This window comes from Streptomyces sp. NBC_00557 (assembly GCF_036345995.1).
Lineage (GTDB): Bacteria > Actinomycetota > Actinomycetes > Streptomycetales > Streptomycetaceae > Streptomyces.
The window spans coordinates 137,861-157,749 of record NZ_CP107796.1; the positions used below are offsets into that span (position 1 = coordinate 137,861).

The 19,889-nt window shown below is 68.8% G+C and carries 17 protein-coding genes and 5 pseudogenes; 10 read left to right on the plus strand and 12 right to left on the minus strand.

Annotated elements, in window-relative coordinates:
* Positions 1-18 precede the first annotated feature (18 nt).
* The 3 genes from OG956_RS00690 to OG956_RS00700 all read left to right on the plus strand — a co-directional run bounded on the left by OG956_RS00690 (position 19) and on the right by OG956_RS00700 (position 2,193).
* Positions 19-174, plus strand: coding sequence for a hypothetical protein (locus OG956_RS00690; protein WP_330335940.1), 156 nt, complete (start codon positions 19-21; stop codon positions 172-174).
* Between the two features lie 364 nt (positions 175-538).
* A complete protein-coding gene (locus OG956_RS00695; protein ID WP_330335941.1) occupies positions 539-1,588 on the plus strand; it encodes a GH25 family lysozyme in 1,050 nt (349 codons plus the stop codon).
* Between the two features lie 167 nt (positions 1,589-1,755).
* Positions 1,756-2,193, plus strand: a complete 438-nt coding sequence (locus OG956_RS00700; RefSeq protein ID WP_330335942.1) for a peptidoglycan-binding domain-containing protein — start codon at positions 1,756-1,758, stop codon at positions 2,191-2,193.
* Here OG956_RS00700 and OG956_RS00705 read toward each other — a convergent pair.
* The 8 genes and pseudogenes from OG956_RS00705 to OG956_RS00740 form a co-directional block, all read right to left on the minus strand.
* Positions 2,166-2,660, minus strand: coding sequence for a transposase (locus tag OG956_RS00705; RefSeq protein ID WP_330335943.1), 495 nt, complete (start codon positions 2,658-2,660; stop codon positions 2,166-2,168). The two genes, OG956_RS00700 and OG956_RS00705, sit on opposite strands and share 28 nt — an antisense overlap.
* A pseudogene (locus tag OG956_RS00710) lies at positions 2,633-2,830 on the minus strand (diaminopimelate decarboxylase); the annotation flags it as partial. The gene OG956_RS00705 and the pseudogene OG956_RS00710, both read right to left, overlap by 28 nt.
* Positions 2,831-2,889: 59 nt before the next feature.
* Positions 2,890-3,573, minus strand: a complete 684-nt coding sequence (locus tag OG956_RS00715) for a response regulator (protein WP_330335944.1) — start codon at positions 3,571-3,573, stop codon at positions 2,890-2,892.
* Positions 3,574-3,652: 79 nt separating this feature from the next.
* The gene (locus OG956_RS00720; RefSeq protein WP_330335945.1) at positions 3,653-4,321 is read right to left on the minus strand and encodes a potassium-transporting ATPase subunit C; all 669 of its coding nucleotides are present in this window, start codon (positions 4,319-4,321) and stop codon (positions 3,653-3,655) included.
* A 24-nt stretch (positions 4,322-4,345) separates the two neighbouring features.
* Positions 4,346-6,472: a potassium-transporting ATPase subunit KdpB gene (gene kdpB, locus OG956_RS00725; RefSeq protein ID WP_330335946.1), complete on the minus strand. Its 2,127-nt coding sequence runs from the start codon at positions 6,470-6,472 to the stop codon at positions 4,346-4,348.
* Complete coding sequence (gene kdpA, locus OG956_RS00730; RefSeq protein WP_330335947.1) at positions 6,469-8,133, minus strand: potassium-transporting ATPase subunit KdpA; 1,665 nt, start codon at positions 8,131-8,133, stop codon at positions 6,469-6,471. The genes kdpB and kdpA overlap by 4 nt, the downstream gene beginning before the upstream one ends.
* 8 nt (positions 8,134-8,141) lie before the next feature.
* On the minus strand, positions 8,142-8,231 hold the full coding sequence (kdpF, locus tag OG956_RS00735) for a K(+)-transporting ATPase subunit F (RefSeq protein ID WP_009326374.1): 90 nt from the start codon (positions 8,229-8,231) through the stop codon (positions 8,142-8,144).
* A 247-nt stretch (positions 8,232-8,478) separates the two neighbouring features.
* Positions 8,479-8,706, minus strand: a pseudogene (locus OG956_RS00740) (amino acid permease); the annotation flags it as partial.
* A gap of 3 nt (positions 8,707-8,709) precedes the next feature.
* On the opposite strand from OG956_RS00740, the pseudogene OG956_RS00745 reads away from it, so the two are divergent.
* The 3 genes and pseudogenes from OG956_RS00745 to OG956_RS00755 all read left to right on the plus strand — a co-directional run.
* Positions 8,710-8,984: pseudogene (locus tag OG956_RS00745) on the plus strand (transposase); the annotation flags it as partial.
* Positions 8,985-9,435: 451 nt separating this feature from the next.
* On the plus strand, positions 9,436-11,097 hold the full coding sequence (locus OG956_RS00750) for an alkaline phosphatase family protein (RefSeq protein ID WP_330335948.1): 1,662 nt from the start codon (positions 9,436-9,438) through the stop codon (positions 11,095-11,097).
* 428 nt (positions 11,098-11,525) lie between these two features.
* Complete coding sequence (locus OG956_RS00755; RefSeq protein ID WP_330335949.1) at positions 11,526-12,632, plus strand: FUSC family protein; 1,107 nt, start codon at positions 11,526-11,528, stop codon at positions 12,630-12,632.
* Between the two features lie 123 nt (positions 12,633-12,755).
* Here the strand turns inward: OG956_RS00755 and OG956_RS00760 are convergent, their stop codons facing one another.
* The 3 genes and pseudogenes from OG956_RS00760 to OG956_RS00770 all read right to left on the minus strand — a co-directional run bounded on the left by OG956_RS00760 (position 12,756) and on the right by OG956_RS00770 (position 15,607).
* Positions 12,756-13,769 (minus strand): cytochrome P450, encoded by a 1,014-nt coding sequence (locus OG956_RS00760; protein WP_330342689.1) that lies wholly within the window; start codon positions 13,767-13,769, stop codon positions 12,756-12,758.
* Between the two features lie 237 nt (positions 13,770-14,006).
* Positions 14,007-15,371, minus strand: a pseudogene (locus tag OG956_RS00765) (NAD(P)/FAD-dependent oxidoreductase); the annotation flags it as partial.
* Positions 15,368-15,607, minus strand: coding sequence for a ferredoxin (locus OG956_RS00770; protein WP_330342690.1), 240 nt, complete (start codon positions 15,605-15,607; stop codon positions 15,368-15,370). The gene OG956_RS00770 and the pseudogene OG956_RS00765, both read right to left, overlap by 4 nt.
* A gap of 369 nt (positions 15,608-15,976) precedes the next feature.
* Here OG956_RS00770 and OG956_RS00775 point away from each other — a divergent pair, with 369 nt between their 5' ends.
* Positions 15,977-16,534 carry a GNAT family N-acetyltransferase gene (locus tag OG956_RS00775; RefSeq protein WP_330335950.1) on the plus strand — a complete coding sequence of 186 codons (558 nt, stop codon included), beginning with the start codon at positions 15,977-15,979 and terminating at the stop codon, positions 16,532-16,534.
* A 75-nt stretch (positions 16,535-16,609) separates the two neighbouring features.
* Here OG956_RS00775 and OG956_RS00780 read toward each other — a convergent pair whose 3' ends face one another.
* On the minus strand, positions 16,610-17,656 hold the full coding sequence (locus tag OG956_RS00780; protein ID WP_330335951.1) for a cytochrome P450: 1,047 nt from the start codon (positions 17,654-17,656) through the stop codon (positions 16,610-16,612).
* Between the two features lie 669 nt (positions 17,657-18,325).
* Here OG956_RS00780 and ssb point away from each other — a divergent pair.
* The 3 genes and pseudogenes from ssb to OG956_RS00795 form a co-directional block, all read left to right on the plus strand.
* Positions 18,326-18,654 (plus strand): annotated as a pseudogene (ssb, locus tag OG956_RS00785) (single-stranded DNA-binding protein); the annotation flags it as partial.
* Between the two features lie 306 nt (positions 18,655-18,960).
* On the plus strand, positions 18,961-19,452 hold the full coding sequence (locus OG956_RS00790) for a DUF2975 domain-containing protein (RefSeq protein WP_330335952.1): 492 nt from the start codon (positions 18,961-18,963) through the stop codon (positions 19,450-19,452).
* Positions 19,452-19,673: a helix-turn-helix domain-containing protein gene (locus OG956_RS00795; RefSeq protein WP_330335953.1), complete on the plus strand. Its 222-nt coding sequence runs from the start codon at positions 19,452-19,454 to the stop codon at positions 19,671-19,673. The genes OG956_RS00790 and OG956_RS00795 overlap by 1 nt, the downstream gene beginning before the upstream one ends.
* Positions 19,674-19,889: the final 216 nt, after the last annotated feature.

The window sequence follows — 19,889 nt, forward strand, 5'->3', positions numbered from 1 at the left end:
CCATGGTCAATCCCGTCAGTGAGGGACAACAGTGGCACCTTCTTCGTCACCGTCGCATCCCTGACCAGCTTCTTTCAGCCGATCGGCGCCTACGGCCGACCTGCCTCGACGTTTGTTGCACTCGGCGATGCAGGCATGCGCAACAACGTGCCGGACCAGAAGCATGGGGCGTGACAGCAGCCGGGCAGGTCGATGGCGGCTGCTGCTGCATGGCCGTGGCCGCGTCCACCGCCCGCAACGGCCCGTTGCCTTCGGCGCGCGGCCCCGGGGGCGGGCGAACGGCGCCGTCGCAGGCGCCACAGAGCCGGGACCGGTGGTGAGAGGTGCAGGACGTGAAACGAGTGAAAGGAGTCCACGAATGACGCTTCTTCTCAGAACTCCTCGCCATTCCCAGGGGTGCGTGCCAAGACGCGCTGCGCGGGCGCGGTTACTCAGCGGGCTGACCGTGGTGACCGTCACGGCCGCACTGCTTGTCGCCCCGACCGCGGCATCGGCGACAGCCCAGGAAACACGGCCGCGGCAGGCCACGGATGCTGCCGTGCGCGGACTGGACGTCAGCGCCTACCAGGAGACCGTGGACTGGTCTGCGGTCGCCGCGGACGGAGCCTCCTTCGCCTACGTCAAGGCGACCGAGGGCACCTCCTACATCAGTTCCCGCTTCACCCAGCAGTACGACGGTGCGGCAGCAGCCGGCCTGATCCGCGGCGCCTATCACTTCGCCAGGCCGGACAAGGCTTCCGGCAGCGCCCAGGCCGACTACTTCGTCGACCATGGAGGCGCCTGGCAACCCGACGGCAAGACCCTCCCCGGCGTCCTGGACATCGAGGCCACACGGGGCCTGCCGACCTGCTACGGGGTCAGCCCCAGTGCGACGGTCCGCTGGATCGCCTCATTCGACGACGAATACCGGCGCCGTACCGGCCGGCACCCGGTGATCAACACCAACACGTCGTGGTGGTCGCAGTGCACCGGCAACTCCTCCGCCTTCGCCGCGACCAACCTGATCTGGATCGGCAGCTGGACCGGCACCCCGCACCCCCTGCCCAACGGCTGGTCCTCGTACGCCTTCTGGCAGACCTCCGACTCCGGCACCTTTCCCGGTGACCAGGACGTCTTCAACGGCACCGAGCAGGACCTGCGGAACCTCGCCGCCAACGGCACCTACACGCCCCCACCGCCGCCGCCGGCCGGCGCATGGCCGATCGTCCAGCAGGGTTACAGCGGCCGCCAGGTGACCACCGTCCAGTACCTCCTCAACGCCCATGGCGCGGCACTGTCGGTCGACGGCTCCTTCGGAACGGCCACGCATGACGCCGTGGTCGCCTTCCAGACCCGCAACCAGCTCACCCCCGACGGCATCGTCGGCCCCAAGACCTGGCAAGCCCTCATCACCACCGTCAAAGAAGGGGACCACGGCCCGGCCGTCAGAGCGGCGCAGACGGAACTGAAAGCCCACGGCGCGGCCCTGTCGGTCGACGGCTCCTTCGGAACGGCCACGCATGACGCCGTGGTCGCCTTCCAGACCCGCAACCAGCTCACCCCCGACGGCATCGTCGGCCCCAGCACATGGCTGGCGCTGGTCAACTGACCCCACCCGAAGCCGACCCACCCCTGATCGGGCCGCCGGCACTCGCTCGACAGTGCATGCCGGAATCCAAGTGCCCGCAACCCCCGATCTGCGGAGAACAACACCGCACAATCGAAATCTCAGAAAGTGGGAGACACATGCGATCGAATGCCGTGACGAGGGCCGTCGTGAGTGCCGTTGCCGTTGCCGGAATAACCGCCGGAAGCCTCGCGGGCGCAAGCGCGGGCTTCGCGGCGTCCCAGCCGGCCGCCAGGCCCACCGCGAGCAACCAGAGGGTCTCCATCCTCGCAGTGAACAACCTCGGCCTGACCACCACCCAGGCCAAGCACTGGCAGTGCGAACTGCGCAACGACGGTTTCGACCCCGGCGCGATCGACGGACAGCTGGGCACCGACAGCTGGAAGGCGGCCCAGAGGTTCTTCAACTGGGGCGGCTACTACATCGACGGCAAGCTCACAGTGGACGGCATCGTCGGGACCGAAACGATCAAGGCGCTGCAGGACTTCCTGAACGCCCACTCCTACTCCCTCGTCATCGACGGGGTCGCCGGACCGAAGACCAAGGCCGCTTTCGCGGACTACAACACCACCAACCACTGCGGATAGCAGCCGACGCTGCTCCTCCCGCCGTCTCGGTGCGCAAGCCCGACGACACGGCCCACGCCGCACCGGCCGGCCAGCCAGCGCCGCTGCAGTTCGGCGAACGACCGCTCGGCCTGGCTGATCCAGGACGAGTGGGTCGGGGCGAAGTTCAGCTGGACCAAGGGGTGGACCAGAAGCCACTTGTGCACTGTCGGTGCCTTGTGGGCGGAGAGGTTGTCGCAGATCACGTGGACCGCCAAGCCGGGATCGGTCTGGCGGTCGATCTCGTCCAGGAAGTCGCGGAAGTCCACGGCGCGGTGCTGCGCGGACAGCTTCGCGATCATCTTGCCGGTGGCGGTGTTCAAGGCGGCGAACCGGTCCACGGTGCCGTGCCGGACGTGGTCGAAGCTGGGCCGCGCAGGCGTGCCGGGCACCGTCGGCAGCACCGGAGCGGTCCGCTCAAGGGCCTGAAGCAGTGGTTTCTCGTCCATCCGAGGTCGAGTTGGGGCATGACCAGTCCGTGCTGCTCGTGCAGGCGGCCCATCAGGCCGACCAGGCGGCACGCGGCCACGAGGTACGGCTTGACGGACGTGATCTGACAGCCCAGGTGGCAGTGCAGGCCGGTGAGTTCCAGCCGGGGCTGGTCGAGGATGCGGGCGATAGGTCTTGCCGACGCCGGGTGCCGCGCCGAGGTAGATCCGGAGCTTGCCGCGTGTCATGTCATCCTTCGAAGCGATAGCCCATCCCGGGCTCGGTGATCAGATAGCGGGGGTGGGAGGGGTCCGCCTCCAGCTTCCTGCGCAACTGCGCCATGTAGACCCGCAGATAGTTGGTCTTGTTGCTCTGCGAGACGCCCCAGACCTCCTGGAGCAGCTGCTTCTGCGTGATCAGCCGGCCGGGATTCGTCACCAGGATCTCCAGCAGATGCCACTCGGTCGGGGTCAGCCGTACGTCCCGCCCGTCCCGTACGGCCTTCTTGGCGAGCAGGTCGAGGGTGAAGTGCTCCGTCTCGACCAGGATCGTCTCGGGGACCAGCGGTGTGTCCTCGGTCCGGCGGACGGCGGCGCGCAGCCGGGCGAGCAGCTCGTCCATGCTGAACGGCTTGGTGATGTAGTCGTCGGCGCCGGCGTCGAGCGCGGCGACCTTCTCGTCGGACGCCTGGCGGGCGGACAGGACCAGGATCGGCACGCGGCTCCAGCCCCGCACGCCCTTGATGATGTCGACACCGTCCATGTCGGGCAGGCCGAGGTCCAGCAGGACCACGTCGGGCTGACGGGCGGCGGCGAGCCGGAGCGCCGTGGCGCCGTCGGGGGCGGCGTCGACGCCGTAGTGCCGTGCGTGCAGGTTGATGACGAGGGCCCGTACGAGCTGCGGGTCGTCCTCCACCACTAGCACCCTGGTCATGGAGGTGTGCCTCTCCTGTCATGCCTGCGGGAGTCGGCACCCGGAGGTACCGGCTCCCGTCGCGGATCGCGTAAGGCGGTCACTTCTCGGCCACGAGGTCCTTGAGCGCGGTGTTGAGCTCCAGGACGTTCACCCGTGGTTCGCCGATGAAGCCCAGGGTGCGGCCGGCCGTATGGTCCTTGACCAGCTTCTCGACCTGGGCGACCGAGAGGCCGTTCCTGGCAGCGATCCGGTGCACCTGGAGGTCGGCGTAGGCCGGGGAGATGTCCGGGTCCAGTCCTGAGCCGGAGGAGGTCACCGCGTCCGCGGGGACGTCCGAGGGCCTGACCGTGTAGCCGGGCACCGAGTTGTCCTTCACCACGGCAGCTTTGGCGTCCTGCACCTGCTTGAGGAGCACCTTGCTGTCCGCGGACAGGTTGGTGGCGCCCGAAAGGATCAGCTGGTACCGCGTATTGACGCTGTTGGCACCGAGACCGTTCTGCGGGCGTCCCTGGAACCACTTCAGGTCCGGCTCGGGGGTCTGCTGCCCCTTCTTCGGCGGCAGGTTGTAGGACTGCCCGATCAGGGAGGAGCCGACGATCCTGCCGTGCGCCGTAATCTCGGAGCCGTTCGCCTTGTCGTGGAACAGCCCCTGGGCGATGCCGGTGACGACCAGCGGGTAGACGACACCGGTCACCAGGGTCAGCACGAGGAGGGCGCGCAGGCCCGCGCCGAGCAACCGGGCGGTGTTCGTGACGGAGTTGTTCATGGCGATCAGCGCGCCTTTCAAGAATTACAGCCCGGGGATGAGGGAGATGAGCAGGTCGATGAGCTTGATGCCGATGAAGGGGGCGATCAGGCCGCCGATGCCGTAGATCCCGAGGTTGCGGCGGAGCATCTTGTCGGCGCCCATCGGCCGGTAGCGCACGCCCTTCAGGGACAGCGGCACCAGGGCGATGATGATCAGGGCGTTGAAGACGACGGCCGACAGGATCGCGGAGTCGGGCGAGGACAGGTGCATGATGTTGAGCTTGTCCAGGCCAGGGTAGACGGCCGCGAACAGCGCCGGGATGATCGCGAAGTACTTCGCGACGTCGTTGGCGATGGAGAACGTGGTCAACGCGCCGCGAGTGATGAGGAGTTGCTTGCCGATCTCGACGATCTCGATCAGCTTGGTCGGGTTGGAGTCGAGGTCGACCATGTTGCCGGCCTCCTTGGCGGCCGACGTGCCGGTGTTCATCGCCACGCCGACGTCCGCCTGTGCGAGGGCCGGCGCGTCGTTGGTGCCGTCCCCGGTCATGGCGACCAGCTTGCCGCCGGCCTGCTCCCGCTTGATGAGGGCCATCTTGTCCTCGGGAGTCGCCTCGGCGAGGAAGTCGTCGACGCCGGCCTCCTCGGCGATCGCCTTGGCGGTCAGCGGGTTGTCCCCCGTGATCATGACCGTCTTGATGCCCATGCGGCGCAGTTCCTCGAACCGCTCCCGCATGCCGTTCTTGACGACGTCCTTGAGATGGATGACGCCCAGCACGCGGGCGCCGTCGGCGTCCTCGACGGCGACCAGCAGCGGAGTGCCGCCCGCCTCGGAGATGCGGTTGGCTATGCCGTCCGCGTCCTCGGCGACCGTGCCGCCCTGCTCCTTCACCCACGCGATGACCGAGGCGGTGGCGCCCTTGCGGATCTTCCGGCCGTCGACGTCCACGCCCGACATGCGGGTCTGGGCGGTGAACTCGATCCACTGGGCACCGGCCAGCTCGCCCTGGTGGCGCTCGCGCAGCCCGTACTTCTCCTTGGCGAGGACGACGATGGAGCGGCCCTCGGGCGTCTCGTCGGCCAGCGAGGACAGCTGGGCCGCGTCCGCGACATCCTCCTCGGTGGTGCCCCTCACCGGCAGGAACTCGGCGGCCTGGCGATTGCCGAGGGTGATCGTGCCGGTCTTGTCCAGCAACAGCGTGGAGACGTCACCGGCGGCCTCGACCGCACGCCCCGACATGGCGAGCACGTTGCGCTGCACCAGCCGGTCCATGCCGGCGATGCCGATGGCGGAGAGCAGGGCGCCGATCGTGGTCGGGATCAGGCACACCAGCAGGGCCACCAGCACGACCATGGTCAGGTGTGTGCCCGCGTAGGCCGCGAACGGCGGCAGCGTGGCGCAGGCCATCAGGAAGACGATGGTCAGCGAGGCCAGCAGGATGTTCAGGGCGATCTCGTTGGGCGTCTTCTGCCGGGCGGCGCCCTCGACCAGGTTGATCATGCGGTCGATGAAGGTCTCGCCGGGCTTCGTCGTGATCTTGATGACGATGCGGTCGGACAGCACCTTCGTACCGCCCGTGACGGCGCTGCGGTCGCCGCCGGACTCGCGGATGACCGGGGCGGACTCGCCGGTGATCGCCGATTCGTCCACCGAGGCGACCCCCTCGACGACGTCACCGTCGCCGGGGATGACGTCACCGGCCTCGCAGACCACCAGGTCGCCGAGGGTCAGTGCGGTGCCCGGGACCTGCTCCTCGGTGCCGTCCGCCAGGAGCCGGCGGGCGATGGTGTCGGTCTTGGCCTTGCGCAGGGTGTCGGCCTGAGCCTTGCCGCGGCCCTCGGCGACGGCCTCCGCGAGGTTGGCGAAGACCACGGTCAGCCACAGCCAGGCGCTGATGGTCCAGCCGAACCAGTCGCCCGGGTGCTGGCAGGAGAAGACGGTGGTGAGCACGGAGCCGATCCACACCACGAACATCACCGGGGACTTGACCATCACCCGCGGATCGAGCTTGCGGAACGCCTCCGGCAGCGACTTCACCAGTGCCTTGGGGTCGAAGAGACCCGCTCCGACACGGCCCTCGGCGGGCTTGTGCCCGGTCGGCGCGTCCTGGTGGGGCGCCAGAGTGGGTATGGACATCGCGTCCTCGTGGTTTTCCGTTCGGGTCGTCATGACGCCAGCCCCTCGGCCAGCGGACCCAGCGCCAGCGCCGGGAAGTACGTCAGACCGGTGATGATCAGGATCGCACCCACCAGCAGGCCGGTGAACAGCGGTTTCTCGGTGCGCAGGGTGCCCGCGGTGACCGGGACCGGCGTCTGCTCGGCGAGCGAGCCGGCCAGTGCCAGCACGAACACCATCGGCAGGAAGCGGCCCAGCAGCATCGCGAGCCCGGTCGTGGTGTTGAACCAGTCGGTGTTCGCGTTCAGGCCGGCGAAAGCCGAGCCGTTGTTGTTCGACGCGGACGTGAAGGCGTACAGCACCTCGGAGAACCCGTGCGCGCCGGAGTTGAGCATCGAGTGCGGCGGGGTCGGCAGCGCCATGGAGGCCGCCGTGAAGACCAGCACCAGGGCGGGGGTGATCAGGATGTAGCAGGCGGCGAGCTTCATCTCGCAGCCGCCGATCTTCTTGCCCAGGTACTCGGGCGTGCGGCCGACCATCAGACCGGCGATGAACACCGCGATGACCGCCATGATCAGGATGCCGTAGAGGCCGGAGCCGGTACCACCGGGCGCGATCTCGCCCAGCATCATGCTCAGCATGGTGATGCCGCCGCCCAGGCCGGTGAAGGAGGAGTGGAAGGAGTCCACCGCGCCGGTCGAGGTCAGTGTCGTCGCCACCGCGAAGATCGAGGAGCCGCCGACGCCGAAGCGGACCTCCTTGCCCTCCATCGCGCCGCCGGCCGCCTGCAGCGCCGGGCCGTGGTGGGCGAACTCGGTCCACATCATCAGGGCTGTGAAGCCCAGCCAGATGGTGACCATCGTGGCCAGGATCGCGTACCCCTGCTTCACGTTGCCGACCATCACGCCGAAGGTGCGGGTCAGCGAGAACGGGATGACCAGGATCAGGAAGATCTCGAACAGGTTGGTGAAGGGGGTCGGGTTCTCGAAGGGGTGGGCGGAGTTGGCGTTGAAGTAGCCGCCGCCGTTGGTGCCCAGCTCCTTGATCGCTTCCTGGGAGGCGACCGCGCCGCCGTTCCACTGCTGCGAGCCGCCCATGAACTGGCCGACCTCGTGGATGCCGGAGAAGTTCTGGATCGCCCCGCACGCCACCAGCACGACGGCGGCGACCGCGGCACCCGGCAGCAGGATGCGCAGCGTGCCGCGCACCAGGTCGGACCAGAAGTTGCCCAGCTCACCGGTGCGCGAGCGCGCGAAGCCGCGCACGAGCGCCACCGCGACGGCGATGCCGACGGCCGCCGAGACGAAGTTCTGCACGGCCAGACCGGCGGTCTGCACGACGTGCCCCATGGTCTGCTCGCCGTAATACGACTGCCAGTTGGTGTTGGTCACGAACGACACGGCCGTGTTGAACGACTGCGCCGGGCTCACCGACGAGAACTTCATCGAACCGGGCAGGACGCCCTGCAGCCGCTGCAGCAGATAGAGGAAGAGGACGCTGACGGCGGAGAAGGCCAGCACACCACGCAGGTAGGCGGGCCAGGTCATCTCGGCGTCGGGGTTGGCACCGATGGCGCGATAGATCCACTTCTCCACCCGCAGGTGCTTCTTCGAGGAGTAGACCCTGGCCATGTAGGTGCCAAGCGGGATGTAGGCGAGCGCCAGTGCGCCTATGAGGGCGAGCAACTGGAGAAAGCCCGCAGCTTCTGGACTCATGTCTGTGCTCAGAACCTCTCCGGGAAGATCAGGGCGAGGACGAGATAGCCCAGCAGGGCGACGGCCACGACCAGGCCGACGACGTTCTCGGCGGTCACAGCTTCGTCACCCCCTTGGCGACGAGGGCCACCAGCGCGAAGCCCGCGAGCACGGTGACGACGAAGGCCAGATCGGCCATCGTGAACTCCTGAAGAGGTCCGGGGTGGGAACAAGGACGGTTCGAGGAAACCGCCTCCGTGGCCGGATCTGGACACTCGTTGACGGCCCTCTTACGGCCTCGCCCACGGCTTTGACGGGACTCTTACGGCCACCGGTCCCCAGCTGCCGGTAACAGAGCGCTCCTGGTCAGAGCAGCCGGAACCGCAGCCGGCAGATCACCGCGTCCGTCTCCCGCCGCACGGCGTGTGCGACCACCGCACCCCGCTGGTTCTGCAGCAACCGCTGCCACACCCTCTCCGGCTCGGCCTCCGGGATCAGCACCGTGACCCGCGTGGCCGGCTCGGCGGCGGCCACCGCACGGACGTACGCGGCGATCGGGCGGCCCAGGCTCCGCCTCTCGCAGGACAGCCGCACGGGTTGTGGGCGGTGATCGAGCCGCTGCTGCCGAAGGTGGAACGTCGAGCCCGGCATCCTGGACGCAAGCGGCATCCGGGCCGGCTGGTGTTCCAGGGACACCTGTTCCTGCTGCATATCGGGATCGTCTGGGAACACCTGCCGCAGGAACTCGGCTTCGGCTCGGCATGACCTGCTGGCGTCGCCTGGCCGAGTGGACCGAGGCCGGAGTGTGGCCCCGGCTTCACGAGGTCCTGCTTGCCGGACTTCGCGGCGCGAACGCCCTCAAAGTCGCGCGCCCCGTTGCCGCGTCACTGTCTCGGCGGCGCCTTGCCGCCCCGACCCCAGGGCTGCCGATGGCCGACGTCAGCGATTGAGCGATGGACGACTCGACCGGTGTCGGTCGGCTGGAGAAGGCCACCGGTGGTGAGGCCCCATCATGAGGCACCAGTCAGCAGAGTCGGGCCGGCATGCCGAAGCTCAGCGAACTGCACCGCCAGGGCGACATTTGCCCATCGCCGGAGTCCGCCGTCATGCCGTCATGCCGTCATGCCGTCATGCTGGCCCACGACCTTGGCGCAACTCATAGGGGCCCCCGTTGGCAAGAACACCGTAAGAACACCGGCCAGATGAGTCCGCTTGAGGCTTTCGTGGGCTCCTGTTCAAGTTCACGCCGCCGCGGATACATCGATGGCGCATACGCCTGAAGGTGCCACTCCCTCGCGTGAATGACGACTGGAGCCACCACACGTGAACCGCCGTTCCGTACAACTCGTGGCCGTCCTCGGCACCGCAGTGACCCTCGCCGGAGGTTCCCTCGCCGCGGCGTCGGAGTTGACCACCCACTCTTCCGCAGCGACCGAGAAGGCCGCCGCCAAGCACGTCCTTCTGCTGTCCGTCGACGGACTGCACCAGTCCGACCTGGCCTGGTACATCGCACAGCACCCCGACTCGGCACTGGCCCACCTGGTGCACGGCGGCGTGCAGTACACCAACGCACACACCACCACGCCCTCCGACTCCTTCCCCGGCATGACCGCCCAGGTCACCGGCGGTGGTCCGGGCACCACCGGCGTCTACTACGACGACACGTACCACCACGCCCTGCTCCCGGCCGGCACCACCGACTGCAGGACCGCCAAGCCCGGCGCCGAGGTGGACCTCACCGAGGACCTCGACAAGAACAAGGCCTCCTTCGACGCCGGCCAAGGACTGAGAGGTCTGCCCGGCAGCATCCTGCAGATGACCGGCAACGCCGCCAGCCTCATCGACCCGAGCAAGCTGCCGGTCGACCCCACCACCTGCAAGCCGGTCTACCCGCACTCCTACCTGCAGGTGAACACCGTCTTCGACGTGGCCCGCAAGGCCGGTCTGCGCACCGCCTGGTCGGACAAGCACATCGCCTACGACATCCTCAACGGCCCCTCCGGCAACGGCATCCAGGACCAGTTCTCCCCGGAGATCAACAGCGACGCCAGCGGCTATCCGGCCGGTAACGACTGGACCACCGGCAACAAGGCGACCGAGCAGTACGACGGCTACAAGGTCAAGGCCGTCCTCAACGAGATCGACGGCTACGACCACTCCGGCACCCACAAGGTCGGCACCCCGGCGATCTTCGGCATGAACTTCCAGTCGGTCTCCACCGCCCAGAAGCTCCCCACCTCCGACGGCCTCAAGGGCGGCTACGCGGCCAAGGGCGTCCCCGGACCGCTGCTGCAGAAGAACCTCGACTTCGTCAACACCGAAGTGGGCGCGATGGTCAAGGAGATCCACGCCAAGGGCCTGGCCTCCAGCACCGACATCATCCTGTCCGCCAAGCACGGCCAGTCGCCGACCGACCCCACGGCCCTGACCCGCATCGACGACGGCCCGCTCCTCGACGGCCTCAACGCCGCCTGGAAGGCCGCCCACCCGGGCACCGGCGACCTCGTCGCGCACTCCGCAGACGACGACGGCATGCTGCTGTGGCTCAACGACCGCTCCAAGGAGGCCACTTCCTTCGCCAAGAAGTACCTGCTCGCCCAGAGCGGCCAGGGCAACGACATCAACGGCAACGCCAAAGCGTTCACCAACAGCGGCCTGGCCAAGGTCTACGCGGGCAAGGACGCCGCCGCCTATTTCGGTGTCAAGCCCGGTGACGCCCGAGTGCCGGACCTGTTCGGCATCGCCAAGTACGGCGTGGTCTACACCGGCGGCCGGAAGAAGATCGCCGAGCACGGCGGCGCCCACGCCGACGACCTGAACGTTCCGCTCGTGATCTCGGGTGCCGGTACCAGGGCAGGCATCACCAAGGCCCGCCAGGTCAGGACCGCCCAGATCGCGCCGACCATCCTGACTCTGCTGGGCCTGGACCCGCAGAGCCTGCAGGCCGTGCGGAAGGACCACACCAAGTCGCTGCCGATCCGCTGACCGCCTGCCGTCGACCCCGAGCGGGCCGCACGCCGTACGGCGTGCGGCCCGCTGTTCAGCGACGAGACGCATTCCTCCCGACGGGCCGCCCGGCGACTACCTCGCCCGTTCCTCGTGTGACCCGTCGTTCTCACCCCATCCACACGCCGGTGAGGGACTCCGGTCAGCCGATGAACGCTCCAGACGGCGCACGGCGTCGTCCCCTCGAAGCGTCAAGGCTGGTTCGTCCTGGTGGTACTGACCCCCTGCTGCAGAGCCCGGGACACCTCCCGGGTGGGGGTGGCTCCCCACGGCCGATCCCCCTGGTCGATCTTCTTGATCTGTTACCAGGCAATGGCGAGGCGGCGGCATGTGTTCCGCTGCTGGGGCCGGGCCTCGTAGGCCGCTATCGGAAGGCGACGCGGGGGGCCGCGCCGTACGGTGGCACGGTGAGCACCGCACTGCCCGCGTCATTGCGGGTGCGCGTCGGGCGGCGCCTGCGAGGCCAGGCGCCCGCGGCCGCCCGCGTCTTGGTCATCGGGACCGTCGCCTGGCAGGTGACGGTGTGGGCGGGCGCCCGGAACCCGCCGGTCTACGCCGCGTTCGCCCCGCTCATGGCACTGCGCAGCGATCCTTTCTCCTCGCTGACGGCGGTGGCGCTGCGCGTCCTCGGGGTCATCGCCGGCGTGGCCGTGGGGTTGTCCGTGGTGACCCTGCTCACGCCCTCGTTGGCGGCCCTCGTGGTCGTGCTGGGCCTGGCGCTGCTGGTCGGGATGTTCACCGGCCCCGGCCCCGTGCTGAACCCGCAGGTCGGCCTCTCCTCCCTGTTGGTGCTGTCCAACCCGGCCCCGGACGCCTACGGGATCACCCGGGTCTGGGAGACCGTGGTGGGCGGCCTGGTCACCGTCGTGCTTGCTCCCCTTCTGTGGCCTCCGGATCCCCACCGTGAGCTGACGGCCCTGGCCCGGGAGTGCGCCGAGCGCCTGCCGGTGGTGCTGATGGGGAGCGTGGAGGTGCTCGGTGACGCCGCCGCGGCCCAGAACAACCGGATCGTCGTCGGGGCCGAGGCCGAGCGGCTTCTGCGCGTGCGCGAGCAGACGCGCGACGCGGAACGGGCGATGCGGTTCAACCCCCTGCGCAGGAAGAACCGGGCGCAGGTGGCCGGCCTTGCCGCCCGACTGCGGACGGTCGCTCGGGCGGGGCCGTACGCCGATCTCCTCGCGGTGGAGGCCGCGGCGCTGAGCGCCCGGGATGGGCACAGCCCAGCACTGCGCAGGGCCAGAGCCGAACTGCCGGCCGTCGTCGAGGCGACCGCGCGTGTCGTGGACGGGCTGCTGGCGGGGCGGGACCCGGCCGGGGACGCCGCGGCAGCCCGCCGGCTGCTGGACCAGTACCGGATGGAGGACCCGCAGGCCGTGGCCGTGGCCCTGCGCAGACCGTTCCACCGAGTGCTCGACCTGTGCGTCCCGCCGTCACCCCCGTCCGCGGTTGCGCAGGACCCAGGCCACTGCGGATCCGCAGCAGACACGCACGACGACGACCCGGAGAAGACGTAGCCCAGGATGAGAGGAATCCTCATGCGTCCCGAGGTGTGCGGGACGCAGGGCAGGGGTTGCCGTCGAGTGCAGAGCCGGCCGGGCTGTCCGCGGCGCGTCCTTCACCTGCTCTGGGCTGCCCCGTCAACCGCCGCCCTGCTCGATGTCCAGATGGATCGGTCCCCGAAGAACGGGGCTGGGCCGGTATGGCGGCGGGTCTGCGACCAGCCGGGGGCAGTCGAGCCGGCGTACCAGCCCGGTCAGCGCGATCTGGGTTTCCCGTCGGGCCAGTGGGCCGCCGAAACAGAAGTGGATGCCGTTGCCGAACCCCAGGTGCTGGTTGTCACGCCGATCCGGGTCGAAGCGGTCCGGGTCGTGGAAGCGGTCCGGATCGCGGCTGCCTGAGGCCAGCATGAGCATGACCTGCGAGCCCTGGGGAATGACGGTGTCGGCGACGGTGATGTCGCTGTACGCGACCCGCCAGGGAATGATGTGCACGGAGGGCTCGTAGCGCAGCAGTTCCTCGACCAGCGGCACGATGAGGTCGGGTTCGGCGCGCAGTCGCTGCAGCACCTGTGGGTGGCGCAGCAGCGTCAGCATGCCGTTGGTGATGAGGTTGACGACGGTCTCATGGCCGGCGATGAGGAGCAGTTTGGCGGTGGCAACGATTTCGGCGTCGGTCATCCGCCCATCGGGCCCGTCGTCGTTGGCCATGCGTGACAGCAGGCCGTCTCCCGGCCGGCGGTGGCACTGTTCCACGAGCTCGCCGAGGCGCTGGCGCAGGTCCTTGCGGGCCTGTACGCCCTTGTCCAGTTTCTGCTTCGGGTCGGTCGCGGGGTCGTAGTCGATCGAGTTCATGATGTCGTTCACCCAGAGGTGGAACCTCGGCTCGTCCTCGCGTGGTACGCCGAGGACGTGACAGGTCACGCTGACGGGGAACGGGAAGGCGAAATCGTCGACGACGTCGAGTCGCTCCTTGTCCCCCACGTCGTCGAGCAGGCTGCCGACGGTGGCGGTGAGGAAGCCTTCGAGCCCGGTCACCAGGCCAGGGGCGTGCGGGGGGCCGAAGTGACGCATCGCCATACGCCGCAGGCGATCGTGCTCGGGCTGGTCCCTGTGGATGAACGACGACGTGGCCTCTCCCTCGGCTGAGGGCATCGGACGCGACAGATTACGCACGTCGGAACTCAGATGCGGATCATGCAGTATGTCCGTGATCTCTCTGTAGGTGCTGATGACGTAGCTGCCGTCCTCCTGCCGAGCCACCGGCGTCTTCCGCAACTCGGCATACAGCGGGTAGGGGTCGGCCCGGGCGGAGTAGTCGAAGATCCGTCGTAGTGTGTCGGGCCTCTCGGCCGTGGTCGTCTGGCCTTCCCGCCGATGCCGGTGCACGGCTGTGACGCGGCGATCACGCGGGGCATGGCCCGTGACGACCGCCGTGGCGCCTTGCGCGAGCTGGGCGGGGAAGTCGACGGGCAGCGGTCGCATGTCGGCCGGCCGGTCCGGCGTGGGGCAGGCGGGCGGGAAAGGCGCGGCCGTCTCGATCAACCGCCGGTAGTGGCCCATCCACTTGCCGTTGTCGAAGCTCACGGCCGCCGTGACGCGGCCCCGATGGCCGTATGCGGCGACGAAACGGTGGTCGTCCGGCGATCCCTGCGTGACGACCACCTCGTCGGCGAAGGCCGGCACGCCGACGGACTTGATGTTGACGCCGAACTGGATCGACCAGAACAGCGGGATGGACAGGTGGGACCAGACGTCCGCCTGGGCGCTGACCATGTTGTGCGCCGCGACCTCGGCCTGCTCCACGGCGTTCGCCCAGTGCTCCAGCGAGAGGAACCGGTATCCGTAGACGGGGTTCGGGCAACGGGCCACGTCCCCCGCGGCGAAAACGTCGTCGATGACGCCGCCCTTGACGTCGAGGGCGCGGCAACCCGTGTCACAGGTGACTCCCCACACACCCGCGGCCAGTCCCGACTCCCGCAGCCACTCGGTGTTCCGGATGCTCCCGAGTGCCACCACCGCCACATCGGCGTCCACCGTACTGCCGTCGTCGAAGTAGGCACGGCGAAACCGTCCCTGCCCGTCGCCCTCCAGCCGGGCGACCTTGACACCGCACCGCAAGTCGACACCATGAGCGCGCTGCATGCCCGCCGCGACCTCGCCGATCATGGCACCGAACGCACCGGCCAGCGGGGCCGGCGCGAGTTCGGCAACGGTCACCGGGATGCCCCGCTCGCGGCAGACGGAGGCGACCTCGGAGCCGGTGAAGCCCGCACCGATGACCAGCACACGGGATGGCCCGGCGGCGAGGGCCCGCTGGAGGCCCTCGGCATGCTCACGCGTGCGCACGACGAACACCCCGTCCAGAGCCGCCTCGGACGCGACGAACCACGGCCGGGCACGTACCCCGGTGGAGATCAGCAGCCGGTCGAAGGGAACCTCCCGTCCGTCGGTGAGACGCACGTGGTGCGTGGCGAGGTCCAGCCCGCCGGCGGGCACGCCCAGAAGCCATTCCGCATCGATGTCACGACGGCGGGGCAAAGTGGTGCCCCCGGCGGGCACCCACCCGGTCAGCACCTGCTTGGACAGGGGAGGCCGGTCGTACGGCTCGTCCGACTCGTCACCGATCAAGGTCAGCGACCCGGTGAAACCCTCGTCCCGCAGAGCCTCCGCGGCCCGCAGCCCCGCCAGCGAAGCCCCGACGACCACGATGCGGCCGTCGCGCTTGAACGCACGCGGATCGTCGGCACTGGTCATGGCACTGGTGATGACGGAGACGCCTCCGCCGGCGCGTGCCGCGTATCCGTCCGGTCGACCAGGATCGCCTGAACCGGGCAGGCCGCCGCGGCGCGGAGCACCTGGTCGCGCTGGGCGTCATCGGGGTTCGGGTCGTAGATGAGCGCTTCCTCCCCGTGCATCCGGAACGCCTCCGGAGCAAGGAACGCGCACTGCGCATATCCCTCACATCGAGAGAGATCAACGACAATGTTCACCCCGACCTCCACAGGGAGTGTGAAGTGCACACCCGGGAAGGGGCGCACCGCGCTTGTCGGGTCGCCATGGAAGGAATTGATCGTCGCGGCCCAGGCGATCGACACCTGACCAGGATCGACGCCTGACCAGGTACATATCCCTGGTTGCGGCCGCATTCTGGTTGTGTGAGCGGCGGCCTTTCATTGCCGTTCCGATGGGAACCGTGTGGCACGGTGCGCCGGAAAACCGTCAGAAAATCAGCGTAACAGTGGCACGGGTACCGGGGAGTGGAAACCAAGCGCTGGCCGGGCTCGATGAGGCATGGCGGGCAGCACCGGCGTCGGTGCGCCTCTCAGCCCTGTACGCACAGCAGCGTGATCAAATAGGGCATGGCATCGTCCTGGACTGGTAATCGGGTACGCCTGCGTGCTGTCGAGCCCGACGACTGGACAGCATTCATGCGCTTCGCCGACGATGACGGGCGGCGAGGGAGCCGGCTGGATCTGCCGCGGTCCGCCGAGGCCTACCGTGCCTGGGCGAAGGAGCAAGCGGTTGCCGAGTGCCATGACGACCGCTTCCGGTTGGCAGTAGAGGCGACGGCCACCGGAGCGCTGGTCGGCACGGTCGGCTCACATCGCACCGGTCCTCGTTCAGGCTGGTTCGAGGTCGATGTCACGATCGGCATTGACCACCGGCGCAAGGGCTACGCGGCAGAAGCCGTGGTGCTGCTGATGCGCTTCATGTTCGGCGAGCGGCGCTATCACAAATGCCTGGCAGCGATCTTGGCTCCCAACGAGGCATCGCTGGCACTTTTTCGTCGGCTCGGCTTCACCGAGGAGGGGCGCTTGCGGGAACACGTTTTCTTCGCCGGCCGGCACCACGATCTCGTCATGATGGGCATGCTCGCCAACGAGTTCGACCAGCGGCATACGATGAGCGGCCCCTGAGTCGGTCATCCAGACGTGTGCGGAGCGGCACTCGCACGTGATCACCGTTCGCTGACCGGTGGTGAAGGCGGCCTGTCACCGAAAGCAGGACCGCCCTCGGCCGCGCAAGTCGGCGCGCAGGCGCAAGCCTACGGGTGCGAGACCTTCGAGGGTGGTGACCTGGTAGCTGGGTTCCGGTCCGGGCGGCTCGCTCACGTCGTAGCGGCGCGCGGTCTGCGCAGTCAGGAGCGTCAGCATCGCCATGGCCAGAGCGGCTCCCTCGCAGCCATGCGGTCCGGTACCGAAAGAGAGGAAGACCCCGGGTCTCGCCGGCGAGCCCGAATCATCGAGCCAGCGCTCGGGCTGGAACCGGTCCGGCTCGGAATATTCCCGTGCGTCGCGGTGGGCGGTGTAGGGGCAGACGAGAACGGTGGACCCGGCGGCGATGGTATAGCCGTCCAGCTGTGTCTCTCGTGGGGCGCGCCGGGTCAGGAGCCAGCTCGGGGGGTACAGCCGGAGCACCTCAGTCACCAGTGCCTCGGTGTATCGCAGGCTGTGGAGGTGGGCGCTGGTCGTCGCGGCCGGGTCCGCGGGCAGCGAGGCGGCCTCGGCCGCGACGCGGCCCGCTGCCTGGGGGTGCCGGGCCAGGTGGAGCAGGATCCATGCGGCTGCCCGGGAAGGGGTCTCGAAGGTGGCGACGGTGATTCCGGGGAGAGTGTCGAGGATGGCCTCTTCCGACAGCAGGCCGTTGTGGGGAGAGGGCCGGAGCATCTGTCCCAGCATGTCGTCACCGAGCCGGCCCGATGAGCGACGCCGGCGGACGATGGGCCGCAAAGCCTCGGTGAAGGCGACTTGCTGCCGTGTGCGGAACCGCCGTGCCGGTGTGGGGATCCAGGGCGGCCAAACCCAACGCGAGGGACGTACGAGCACCTCCCGGGCCAGGAAGAGGCGTCCGGCATAGGGCAGCAGGGTGGGAGCGTCTTCGGAGAAGAGGTAACTCACGCCGATCTCTGCAAGGGCGTGCCGGACCAGGGGCAGAATCTCGACGTCCTGGCCGGTGGGCCACTGGTCGGCAAATCGAGCGGTCTGGGACGCGATCTCACCGATCCGGGCTGCAACCGCATGCGCACGTAGTCCGCGCATGCGTGCGGCGTGAGCGTGCGCTCGTTCCTCGGCTGTCGGTGCTCCGCTCGCCCGCCTCAACGGCGGGAAGAGAGGCGAGGGTGCCTTGGGGAAGTCCTGCACGCGGCGCAGGACTGCTTCACACGGCCCGGCCGCAGAGGCTACGTAGACACCGGGTTCCAGCTGCCAGACGTCCCCGCACTCTTCAGCGCCACGCCGCGCCCATGCCAGCCGGTCGCGGCTCCAGGCCGCGAAGCCGCCTCCGTGCAGCCGCGGCGGCTCATTCCTTGGGCCCATGAGATCGTCCCTGGCTCTCGTACGTGTCCAGGCCGCTGTCGTCGCCGGCGTGGCCGAGAGCCGGCGGGCACCCCTGGGCGCCCGCCGGCAGTGCGGTCAGTCCTAGTCGTCGCCGGCGTACGCATCCCATTCGTGGGCCCCGTACGCACCGTAGTGGCGGGTGAAGGACAGCTTGCCGAGCAGCTTGGCGATCACGATGCACTCCTCTCGCCTGTCTTCAGCGCCAGAAACTACACACGAAATCCATGTTGTCACATATGCCCCATAAGCGGTATAAGGCATATTCCTGTCAGCGGTCACACGCATTCTGCAGTGAGACGGGGCGCACGGAGATCAAGTACCGCCTCCCTCTGTTCCTCCACCAGAGGCTTCAGCGACCGTAGCGAGACCGTCATCGAAGACCTGGTCGACGACCCCGAACTCCGCATCACTGCCTGCGGTGCCGCGGTGGCCGAATTCCGCGTCGTCTCCACTCCCCCGCACCGTCGACCGACAGACCAACGAGTGGCAGGACGGCGAGAGCCCGTTCCTCACCTGCGCCGTGCGGCGGCAGGCCGCGGAGAACGTCGCCGAGTCCCTGACCCGGGGCGTGCGCGTCAACGTCGAAGGCCCCTCAAGCAGCACGCGTACGAGGACCGTGCCCGCGTCAAGCGCACCGGGCAGGAGGTCGACCCCGAGCCTGCGCAACGCCACCGCGAAGGTCACCAAGACCAGCGGCGGCACGCAGCGGTCCGCTCCGGCGGCGGGCCACCGGGCTGATGACTCTTGGGCGGCCCCGGGCGCCGGAGGAACCGCCGTTCTGACCCGGCTGCGCATGCGGTTGGCTCGAGACCGATGTCCGGGGCCCAACACGCTCCCTGCTCGACACCACTCAGACGCGGACGGATCAAGAACCGTCGCGTGCACGCCATGCCATGGGAGGGGGCGGCGGTCCCCCTGGTGCGGGACCGCCGCCCCCCTCCCTCGAGCCTTGCTTTGCCTATCGAAACTCGATAGATTCACATCGTAAATCGATGGAAGGATGGGTCATGGGAAAACTGGCAGTGGGGGCGCTGCGCGCCGTGCTCGCAGTGATGCTCGCCGGCACCGTGTTCGTACAGGCCGGGATGGTGTGGGCGTTGGTCACCGGGAGCGATCCGGAGGACGGGGCGCTTCCGCTGACCCCGCTGCGCGTGATCACGATTCTGGGCATGGTGTCGGTCCAGGTCGCCGTGGTCTGCGTATGGCGGCTGGTGTCGATGGTGCGACGCGGAACCGTCTTCTCCCACGCTGCCTTCCGGTACGTGGACATCGTGATCGGCGCGATCGTCGCGGCTGCCCTCGCGTGGTTCGCCGTCACGGCCCTCAATGCGCCCGGCCAGCGGGACGATCCGGGCGTCACCGTCATCATGGGCGGGATCGGCGTGGCCATCCTGGGGGTCGCGCTCATCGTGCTCGTGCTGCGGATGCTGCTCGCCCAGGCCGTCGCGCGCGACGTCGAAGCGGCGCAGATGCGAGCCGAGTTGGACGAGGTGATCTGATGCCGATCGTCGTCGACATCGACGTGATGCTGGCCAAGCGGAAGATGTCCGTGGGCGAGCTCGCGGACCGCGTAGGGATCACGCCCGCCAACCTGGCCGTACTCAAGAACGGCCGCGCCAAGGCAGTGCGATTCACGACGCTCGCCGCGCTCTGCGAGGTACTCCAGTGCCAGCCGGGCGACCTGCTGCGCTGGGAGGCCGAGCACACCGCAGGCGGATGAACCGTGCCTGCCGACGCGTCATCGCCGAGCCCGCTCGCCTGTCACCACCTCCGCGCATCCCAGGGCCGTGCCCGGGGAGGACCTGGGCCTGCTGGAGCGACTGGCCGAGGTGCCCGAGTCCGCGATCCGCGCGGCGTACGGCACGGTCTGGTCGTCAGGCTTGCGCCGAAGCCGTCCTGTGACTGAGTGCCGTCGTCTCCCCCACGGCCCCTACGC

Excerpts from the sequence above, each read along its gene's own strand:
- kdpA (WP_330335947.1), bottom strand. The coding sequence starts at position 8,133 with ATGAGTCCAGAAGCTGCGGGCTTTCTCCAGTTGCTCGCCCTCATAGGC.
- OG956_RS00780 (WP_330335951.1), bottom strand. The coding sequence starts at position 17,656 with ATGCGCGGACTACGTGCGCATGCGGTTGCAGCCCGGATCGGTGAGATC.
- OG956_RS00795 (WP_330335953.1), top strand. The coding sequence starts at position 19,452 with ATGCCGATCGTCGTCGACATCGACGTGATGCTGGCCAAGCGGAAGATG.
- OG956_RS00760 (WP_330342689.1), bottom strand. The coding sequence starts at position 13,769 with ATGCCCTCAGCCGAGGGAGAGGCCACGTCGTCGTTCATCCACAGGGAC.
- OG956_RS00715 (WP_330335944.1), bottom strand. The coding sequence starts at position 3,573 with ATGACCAGGGTGCTAGTGGTGGAGGACGACCCGCAGCTCGTACGGGCC.
- OG956_RS00790 (WP_330335952.1), top strand. The coding sequence starts at position 18,961 with ATGGGAAAACTGGCAGTGGGGGCGCTGCGCGCCGTGCTCGCAGTGATG.
- kdpB (WP_330335946.1), bottom strand. The coding sequence starts at position 6,472 with ATGACGACCCGAACGGAAAACCACGAGGACGCGATGTCCATACCCACT.
- OG956_RS00705 (WP_330335943.1), bottom strand. The coding sequence starts at position 2,660 with ATGGACGAGAAACCACTGCTTCAGGCCCTTGAGCGGACCGCTCCGGTG.
- OG956_RS00720 (WP_330335945.1), bottom strand. The coding sequence starts at position 4,321 with ATGAACAACTCCGTCACGAACACCGCCCGGTTGCTCGGCGCGGGCCTG.
- OG956_RS00775 (WP_330335950.1), top strand. The coding sequence starts at position 15,977 with ATGGCATCGTCCTGGACTGGTAATCGGGTACGCCTGCGTGCTGTCGAG.